Origin of the sequence: Celeribacter ethanolicus, assembly GCF_001550095.1 — a bacterium.
Lineage (GTDB): Bacteria > Pseudomonadota > Alphaproteobacteria > Rhodobacterales > Rhodobacteraceae > Celeribacter > Celeribacter ethanolicus.
The window spans coordinates 61,219-69,495 of the sequence record NZ_LRUC01000007.1; the positions used below are offsets into that span (position 1 = coordinate 61,219).

At 61.1% G+C, this 8,277-nt stretch carries 7 protein-coding genes; 2 read left to right on the forward strand and 5 right to left on the reverse strand.

Annotation, left to right across the window (positions count from 1 at the left end; all coding sequences use genetic code 11):
- Positions 1 to 45 precede the first annotated feature (45 nt).
- Complete coding sequence (locus NH195_RS03480; RefSeq protein WP_066703170.1) at positions 46 to 579, reverse strand: acyl-CoA thioesterase; 534 nt, start codon at positions 577 to 579, stop codon at positions 46 to 48.
- 145 nt (positions 580 to 724) lie between these two features.
- Between NH195_RS03480 and NH195_RS03485 the strand changes: the two genes are divergently transcribed.
- Both NH195_RS03485 and recQ read left to right on the forward strand, forming a co-directional pair.
- Positions 725 to 1,012, forward strand: coding sequence for a YggT family protein (locus NH195_RS03485; protein WP_066703172.1), 288 nt, complete (start codon positions 725 to 727; stop codon positions 1,010 to 1,012).
- Between the two features lie 73 nt (positions 1,013 to 1,085).
- Positions 1,086 to 3,137: a DNA helicase RecQ gene (gene recQ, locus NH195_RS03490; RefSeq protein ID WP_066703175.1), complete on the forward strand. Its 2,052-nt coding sequence runs from the start codon at positions 1,086 to 1,088 to the stop codon at positions 3,135 to 3,137.
- 6 nt (positions 3,138 to 3,143) lie between these two features.
- Here recQ and NH195_RS03495 read toward each other — a convergent pair whose 3' ends face one another.
- From NH195_RS03495 to NH195_RS03510, 4 genes are all read right to left on the reverse strand, one after another.
- Positions 3,144 to 5,306 carry an ATP-binding protein gene (locus tag NH195_RS03495; protein ID WP_066703179.1) on the reverse strand — a complete coding sequence of 721 codons (2,163 nt, stop codon included), beginning with the start codon at positions 5,304 to 5,306 and terminating at the stop codon, positions 3,144 to 3,146.
- A 170-nt stretch (positions 5,307 to 5,476) separates the two neighbouring features.
- Entirely contained in the window at positions 5,477 to 6,220 is a 744-nt protein-coding gene (locus tag NH195_RS03500) for a metallophosphoesterase family protein (RefSeq protein WP_066703182.1), read from the reverse strand.
- A gap of 60 nt (positions 6,221 to 6,280) precedes the next feature.
- Positions 6,281 to 7,120, reverse strand: a complete 840-nt coding sequence (gene fghA, locus NH195_RS03505; RefSeq protein WP_066703185.1) for an S-formylglutathione hydrolase — start codon at positions 7,118 to 7,120, stop codon at positions 6,281 to 6,283.
- A 12-nt stretch (positions 7,121 to 7,132) separates the two neighbouring features.
- Positions 7,133 to 8,263: an S-(hydroxymethyl)glutathione dehydrogenase/class III alcohol dehydrogenase gene (locus tag NH195_RS03510; protein WP_066703712.1), complete on the reverse strand. Its 1,131-nt coding sequence runs from the start codon at positions 8,261 to 8,263 to the stop codon at positions 7,133 to 7,135.
- Positions 8,264 to 8,277 lie beyond the last annotated feature (14 nt).

The window sequence follows — 8,277 nt, forward strand, 5'->3', positions numbered from 1 at the left end:
GTGCTGCGCACGCAACGCTTAAAGCGTCACGCCTTTAAGATGCGTTTATCGTGTGGGCGGCCAGGGCCGTGTGTCATCCGCCGCAATCCAGTTTTTCACCCAGTCCGGAAGCTCCGGACTTTCGACCCCCGGTTCCAGCCGTTCCAAAATCTCTCTGGGCGGCACCATCCGGCGGTTTTTGAGCACCGCGCCACGGATCAGGACGTGATTGCAGCATTCGCCTTTCCGGTCCCACATCGACTGTTCGATATAGAGGAACTTGTCGTCGAACCCGATCGGTGTCGTCACCATGTCGACGGTCTGGAACGTCGTCACCCGGCGGCGATAGCGCACGGAGGCCCCCGCGACCGCCATACCGAACCCACCCTCTTTCGCGGCCTTCGCCGTGCCGTTGCGGATCGACATCGGCACCCGGCCAAGGTCAAAGATTGTTAAGGTTCTGCCGTTATTCAGTTCCAGCCACAGGTCAATGTCCCAGGGCATGCAGATATGCCGGGAATAATGCGGCTCGAAGAGGCCGAGTTTGGGCGCGTTTTTATATTTCCACGCCTGATAGAACATGCGGACGAAAGGATACATATGCGCCACTGTCTTGCTGCGGGCGCAAAGGTCAAGTCGAACGTTGCGGCACAGGTTGCGGCAGAGGGAGGCGACGGGCGCTCTTGTGCGACCGGGACAGAGACCTTAGGTGAGAGAACGACCGTTAATTTGGGAACCTGAACATATGCTGTCTTTGATGCAAATCCTGCTGATGATCCTCGGCGTCGTGAAATTCGTCATGATCGTTCAGATCATCATGAGCTGGCTGATCAATTTTCAGGTGCTCAACGTGCGCCAACCCTTGGTCTATCAGATCTGGGAAGGCCTCTCCCGCCTTCTCGAGCCGGTCTATCGTCCGATCCGCAAAATTCTGCCGCCGATGAGCGGGCTCGACCTTGCGCCCCTAGTGGCCTTCATCGCGATCTATGCGATCGAGCGGATCATCTACAACAACGCTGGCATGTTCTACTAAGACGTCCCGGAAAGCCCCTTGAGCCTCGCGCCCCCGCGTGCGATTCTGTCGCCAATCATAAAGAGCAGGCGACATGGACACGGCACAGGGGCGTTTACAGGGGCTTTTATCCTCCGTTTTCGGATTTGACGATTTCCGCCCCGGTCAGGCGGAGATCGTGGAGGCCGTGGTCGCCGGGCGTGATGTCTTGGCCATCATGCCCACAGGCGGCGGCAAATCGCTTTGTTTCCAACTCCCCGCTCTGGTGCGCGACGGTCTGACCGTTGTCATCTCGCCGCTGATCGCCCTCATGCGCGATCAGGTGCAGGGGCTTCAGGCCGCCGGTGTCGCCGCCGGTGCGCTGACCTCCGGCAATACCGAAGAGGAAAACGACGCGGTCTTCAACGCGCTCTCCCGCGGTGAGCTGAAACTCCTCTACATGGCCCCCGAACGCCTCGCCTCCGGTGGCACCCTGCCGATGCTGCGCCGCGCGAACGTGTCGCTGATTGCGGTGGATGAGGCCCACTGCGTCTCGCAATGGGGCCATGATTTCCGCCCCGATTATCTTCGCATCGGCGATCTGAAACGCGCGCTGGGCGTGCCGCTCGCGGCCTTCACCGCCACCGCCGACGAGGAAACTCAGGCGGAGATCGTCACCCGCCTGTTCGATGGCACCCAACCCGAAAGTTTCCTGCGTGGGTTTGACCGGCCGAACATCCACCTCGCCTTTGCCGTCAAGGACAGCCCCCGTCGCCAGATCCTCGATTTCGCCTCCGCCCGCAAAGGCCAGTCCGGCATCGTCTATTGCGGCACGCGGGCCAAGACCGAAAGCCTTGCCAAGGCGCTCTCCGACGCCGGGCACCTGGCCCTCGCCTATCACGGCGGGATGGAGCCAGATCGTCGGCGCGAGGTCGAACGCCGCTTTCAACAGGAAGACGAGCTGATCGTCGTCGCCACCATCGCTTTCGGCATGGGGATCGACAAACCGGACATCCGTTGGGTGGCCCATGCCGATCTGCCGAAATCCGTCGAGGGCTATTATCAGGAAATCGGTCGTGCCGGTCGCGACGGCGCGCCCGCCGAAACGCTCACGCTCTTCGGCCCCGATGACATTCGTTTCCGCCGCACTCAGATCGACGAAAGTCTCGCGCCGCCCGAGCGCCGTGCCGCCGATCATGCCCGTCTCAACGCGTTGTTGGGGTTGGCGGAAGCGCAGGTTTGCCGCCGTCAGACGCTTCTGAAATTCTTCGGCGAAGAGGCCGCGCCCTGTGGCAATTGCGATCTCTGCGACAGCCCGCCGGAGATTTTCGATGGCACCACGGCGGTGCGCAAAGCGCTTTCTGCCGTTCTGCGCTGCGATCAGGGCTTTGGCGCAGGGCATCTCATTGACGTTCTGACCGGCAACCTGACCGACAAGGTGCGGCAGTGGAACCACGACCAGCTTTCGGTGTTCGGCATTGGCAAGGAGTATGACAAGCGCCAGTGGAACGCGATTTTCCGGCAGATGATGGGCGCTGACCTTCTGCGCCCCGACCCGGAACGCCATGGTGCGCTCTATATGACCGAACCGGCGATGCCGATCCTCAAGGGCGAAGCGAGCATCACGCTGCGCAAGGATACGCTGGCCAAGGCCCGAAAAGGCCCGGTCGCCAAGGCATTGGTGTCCGAGGAAGATGCGCCGCTTCTCTCCGCGCTCAAGGCGAAACGCCGCGCGCTGGCCGAAGAGGCCCGCGTGCCCGCCTATGTGGTCTTTGCCGACCGGACCCTGATCGAGATGGCGGAAAAACGTCCGCAGACGCTCGACGAGATGGGACGGATCGGCGGGGTCGGGGCGAAAAAACTCGAACGCTATGGCGATCTGTTTCTGTCCGTCATTCTCGGCGCACCGGTGCCGGAGATGCATCCCGCCCGGCGCAAGCTGGCAAGCTCGGGCGGCGGCGATCTGTTCGACCGTTTGCAGGTGATCCATAACGATCTGGCACGCGGCAGTTGCGGGACGCTGAAACCGATGAGTCTCACCGCTGCGCAAATCACCAGGATCGTGAAAATGCGACCCGGTGACATGGCGAGTTTCGCCCGGATCGTCGGCGACAAATCAGCCGAGCGCTTTGGCCCTGCGATGATCGAGGCGATTCAGGCCGCCTGATTGGGGTCATTCCCCGGCCATCACCTCCGCCGGTTCTTCCGGCAGAATCGGGTGACAGTCTTCCGGCAATTCCTGCAAGATACGGTCGATGATCGCCGCCTTGCGCAGCGGTTTCGTCATGTAATGATCGAGCCCGGCAGCAAGAATGTCCTGCTCATCTCCTGCCATGGCGTGTGCCGTCAGAGCGACGATCGGGATATGCGTGCCGGTGTCGAGTTCCAGCGTGCGGATCTGCCGAGTGGCCTCCTTGCCGTCGACCTCGGGCATGGAAATGTCCATGAACACGAGATCGGGCTGGAACCCCTGATAGAGTTCCACCGCCTCGCGCCCGTTCCCGGCAAAGCGCAGCTCGATGTCCAGCGCCTTGAGCATCTTGCCGAACACAAGCTGGTTGGTCTTGTTGTCCTCCGCCGCCAAGACCCGCATCCGCCGCCCCGGCTCAGGGCTGATCATCGGCTCCACAGGCACGAGATCGGCCAGCGCCCGCCAGAGATCGGCCCGCAGCAGTGGTTTCTGAAGTGTCTTGGCGTCTTCGATGTCAAAGCTCCCGGCCGAGATCGGCCCGGAGGTCATCAAAAGCACCGGCGCGGTCACGCCACGCAGGCGCAGGTCCCGGATCAGCCCGGCGGCATCCACGCCCGGAAGTTTGTTGTCGATCAGATAGACATGCGCGTCGAGCGGCGAGGCCAGAAGCGTTTCGGCGCTGTCGAAGGGCGTGACCTCAAATCCGAGCGCGGTCAGTTGCTTTTCGAGAATGAGCGAATTGGCGTTGATGTGATCCAAAAGGGCGGCGCGGTGCATCCAGGAGGGCAGGGCGAGCGCCTTGTTTTCCTCGACCACATCCATGGTGATGTGGAAGCCGAAACAGGAGCCGATGCCCTCTTCGCTGTCGACCCAGATTTCGCCGCCCATGAGTTGCACGAGCTGTCGCGTGATCGCGAGCCCAAGCCCCGTACCCTCGAATTTGCGATTGCGTGCATCCTCGACCTGATTGAACTCGCCGAAGATGTGCTCGATCATATCGGGTGCGATGCCGATGCCACTGTCCTCGACCGAAACGTGTACGCGCTGGCGCATGCCGCTTTCCTCCGGAAGACCGACGACGCGGACGATCACATGCCCCTTATGGGTGAATTTCACCGCATTGCCGATCAGATTGGTCAGAACCTGCCGCATCCGCCCCGGATCTCCGATGAAATTCGTCGGCATGAACATGTCGTAGTCAATGATCAACTCGACGCCTTTCTGGGTCGCCGACGGTTGCAAAAGCACCATCACGTCCTGGATGCAGCGTTCGAGATCAAACGCTTCCGGGTGCAGGGAGAGTTTCGAGGCCTCGATCTTGGAGTAATCCAGCACATCGTTGATCAGGCTCAAAAGGGCTTCGCCCGAGGATTTGATCGTATCGACATAGAGGATCTGCTCCTCTGTCAGATCGGTTTCCGACAAGAGATCGGCCATGCCCACCATGCCGTTCATCGGCGTGCGAATTTCGTGGCTCATATTGGCAAGGAAGGCGGATTTGGCCCGGTTGGCGGATTCCGCCTTGCTCCGCGCCCGTTTCAACCGTTCCTCGTAGCGGATCGTCGAGGTGATGTTCAGCCCAAGCGACACCATGTCCCCGTCGGAGGAGCGTCGGTCCACCAGCTTCACGAACTGGTTGTTCCAGAGCCGCACGGTTTGCGGTTCCCGCACCGGTGCCCGCCAGCGCGCCACAGCCTGATCAATATACGCTTCCCGCGTCAGATCGCCGATGTCGATCACCCCCTCCTCGACCGCGAGGCGGACAATTTCCGGATAGGTGATGCCGGGTTTGACGTCCTCCAGCCCGTCGAAAATTCGCAGATAGGCCGGGTTGGCGGCGATCATGATCTCGGAAGGATCGAACACCGCAAATCCGTCCTGAATCGTCTCGATCGAATCCCAAAGCCGCCGCTCCGCGATATGCACGGCGACGTTGGCCTTTTCCAGATCCTCGCGCGTGCGCAGATTCTCGTCGCGAAGCACCTCCGTTTCCTCGCGTTTCACAATGATCTCATCGGAGAGGTGCCGGGCGTGCTGCGACAGCTTGCGATTGGCTTCGAACAGCTCCGCCTGTTTCAATTCCAGAAGACGTTCCGCAGCCAAGCGCGCGCGACGTTCCTGAGACAGCGTTTCCGACAGCGACATGGGGACCTCTTCATACCCTCACCGAACCTTCTGGTTCAAACTTTCGACCAGAATGGTTCGAACAGGGTGAAAAGAGTCTTAACCGGATCGCGAAAATTGACGGAAAATTCGGCAGGTTTGCCGTGGAGCCCCCCCCACTCCAATGCCGAAGTTGTGCCGTGGTGCAGATCTCAGGCCGGTTTGGCGTGGAAAAGCGGCGCACGACCGGTTTCGGTCACCACCTCTTCGACGCCGTTCTCAATTACCATGGCGGTCATCGGACGTCCGTAGCCCGCGCCGCTGTCGATGTCGATGCGGTGGCCGAAATGGGTCGGCACATCGAGCGCAGTGTGCCCATGCACCACCGTGTAGGGCAGGAAACCGTGATAATCGAGCCACCCTTCGCGGATCCAGATCAGATCGTCTTCGGTCTGATGCTCGACAGGAACACGGGGACGGATGCCTGCGTGGACGAACAGGTAATTGCCCCAGGCATAGGTCAGAGGCGCCTTCTCGATGAACTCGAGATGCGCTTCGGGCACGGCCTTGGCGGCGCGCATATGGGCGAGTTCGAATTCGCCGTCCACCGCCTCGACCCCGTAGGAGGCCAGCGTGTCGGGACCGCCCAGAGCCGGGTGGAGCCAGCTTTTGCCGGATTTGATATGATCGTCATGGGCGATGCCGTGGCGCACGAACCGGGTGAACATCCGATCGTGATTGCCTCGAATGGTGCGCCAGGGCTTGCCCGCCGCGATCCCGTCCATCAGGTATTGAATGACGCCCGCGCTGTCCGGCCCGCGATCCACATAGTCGCCAAGATGGATGACACGCGCGTCGGTATCGCCCACCCGCGCCTTGTCCGCCTCGATCCGCGCATGCGCGGCTTTGAGCATGTCGAGTTGACCGTGAATGTCGCCGATGGCGTAAATGCGCAAGGGAGCCTCCCTAAGTATGTCGCGCGTCGGATGAGCGGCTCTGATCCGACGCGCCACGTGTCAGGACTTCATGCGGATCGCATGCCACTCCAGATGGTCGCGCATGAAGGTGGAGATGAAGTAATAGCTATGGTCATAGCCCTCTTGCATGCGGAGTGTTAGGGGCTGTCCGGTCTTTTCACAAATCTGTGTCAAAAGCTCCGGCTTGAGCTGACCTTCGAGAAAATTGTCCGCCGTCCCTTGATCCACAAGGATTTCAGGCACGCGGGCGCCGTCTTCGATCAAAGCGCATGCGTCGTAGTCGCGCCATTTGGCCTTGTCCGCGCCGATATAGCCGGTCAGCGCCTTTTCGCCCCAAGGGCAATTCAGCGGGCTGACGATGGGTGCAAAGGCTGACACGGATTTGTAGGCCGACGGATTGCGCAATGCGATGGTCAGCGCGCCATGTCCGCCCATGGAATGCCCCATGATGCCGACGCGGGTCATATCGGCGGGAAATTCCGCGCCGATGAGGGCGGGCAGTTCCGTTTCGATATACTCCCGCATCTGGTAGGTCTTCGCAAACGGCTCTTCGGTGGCGTTCACATAGAACCCCGCGCCCAGACCGAAATCATAGGCGCCATCCGCGTCGTCCGGCACGCCTTCGCCACGGGGCGAGGTGTCCGGGGCAACGAAGATCAGGCCAAGCTCCGCACATGCCGCGCGGAACTCGCCTTTTTCCGTGACATTGGCCTGTGTGCAGGTCAGCCCCGAGAGGTAGAAAACGACGGGGAGTTTTTCACCGTCTTCATGATCGGGCAGGAAGACGGAAAATTCCATCTCGGTACCTGTGGCCGTCGAGCTGTGGGTGTAAACGCCTTGCGTGCCGTCGTGGCTGCGATTGCTGGATTTGCGTTCCATCGGTGTTTCCTTTTAAAACTCGACGACAGCGCGGATCGACTTGCCCTCATGCATGAGATCGAACCCGTGGTTGATCTCTTCAAGCTTCAGCTTGTGCGTGATCATCGGGTCGATCTCGATCTTGCCGTCCATGTACCAGTCGACGAATTTCGGCACATCGGTGCGGCCTTTCGCGCCGCCGAACGCCGTGCCTTTCCAGACGCGGCCCGTGACCAACTGGAACGGACGCGTGGAAATCTCCGCCCCCGACGGCGCCACGCCGATCACCACGGACACGCCCCAGCCCCGGTGCGAACATTCCAGCGCGTCGCGCATCACCTTGACGTTGCCGGTCGCATCGAAGGAATAGTCCACGCCGCCGATCTGATCCGCGCCACGTTTGGTCAGGTTGACGATTTCCTCGACCACGGTGCCTTCGATTTTCGTCGGATTGATGAAATGGGTCAGGCCGAATTTGCGGGCCATCTCCTCTTTGTCATCGTTCAGGTCGACACCGATGATCATGTCGGCCCCGGCCATGCGCAGGCCCTGGATCACGTTCAGACCGATGCCGCCGAGACCGAAGACGGCGGCGGTCGCGCCGATCTCGACGCCCGCGGTGTTGATCACAGCACCGATGCCGGTGGTCACGCCGCAGCCGATGTAGCAGATCTTGTCGAAGGGCGCGTCGTCACGCACCTTGGCCAATGCAATCTCCGGCATGACGGTGTGGTTCGCGAAGGTCGAGCAGCCCATGTAGTGGTAGACCGGCGTGCCGTCGAGCATCGAAAACCGCGTGGTGCCATCGGGCATCAGCCCCTGACCCTGAGTATTGCGGATCGCGGTGCAGAGGTTGGTCTTGCCGGAGAGGCAGGACGGGCATTCGCGGCACTCGGGCGTGTAAAGCGGAATGACGTGATCGCCCGGTTTCAGCGTGGTAACGCCTTCGCCAACCTCCAGCACGACGCCCGCGCCCTCGTGGCCGAGGATGCAGGGGAAGATGCCCTCCGGATCGGCGCCCGACCGGGTGAACTCGTCCGTGTGACACAGACCCGTGGCCTTGATCTCGATCAGAACCTCGCCCTTCTTCGGGCCTTCGAGGTTCACTTCCATTATCTCGAGCGGTTTCCCGGCCTCAAGCGCAACCGCGGCTTTCGTTCTCATAAACGCGTCCTCTT

Coding starts and splice junctions, on each gene's coding strand:
- NH195_RS03495 (WP_066703179.1), bottom strand. CDS start 5,306: ATGTCGCTGTCGGAAACGCTGTCTCAGGAACGTCGCGCGCGCTTGGCT.
- NH195_RS03485 (WP_066703172.1), top strand. CDS start 725: ATGCTGTCTTTGATGCAAATCCTGCTGATGATCCTCGGCGTCGTGAAA.
- recQ (WP_066703175.1), top strand. CDS start 1,086: ATGGACACGGCACAGGGGCGTTTACAGGGGCTTTTATCCTCCGTTTTC.
- fghA (WP_066703185.1), bottom strand. CDS start 7,120: ATGGAACGCAAATCCAGCAATCGCAGCCACGACGGCACGCAAGGCGTT.
- NH195_RS03510 (WP_066703712.1), bottom strand. CDS start 8,263: ATGAGAACGAAAGCCGCGGTTGCGCTTGAGGCCGGGAAACCGCTCGAG.
- NH195_RS03480 (WP_066703170.1), bottom strand. CDS start 579: ATGTATCCTTTCGTCCGCATGTTCTATCAGGCGTGGAAATATAAAAAC.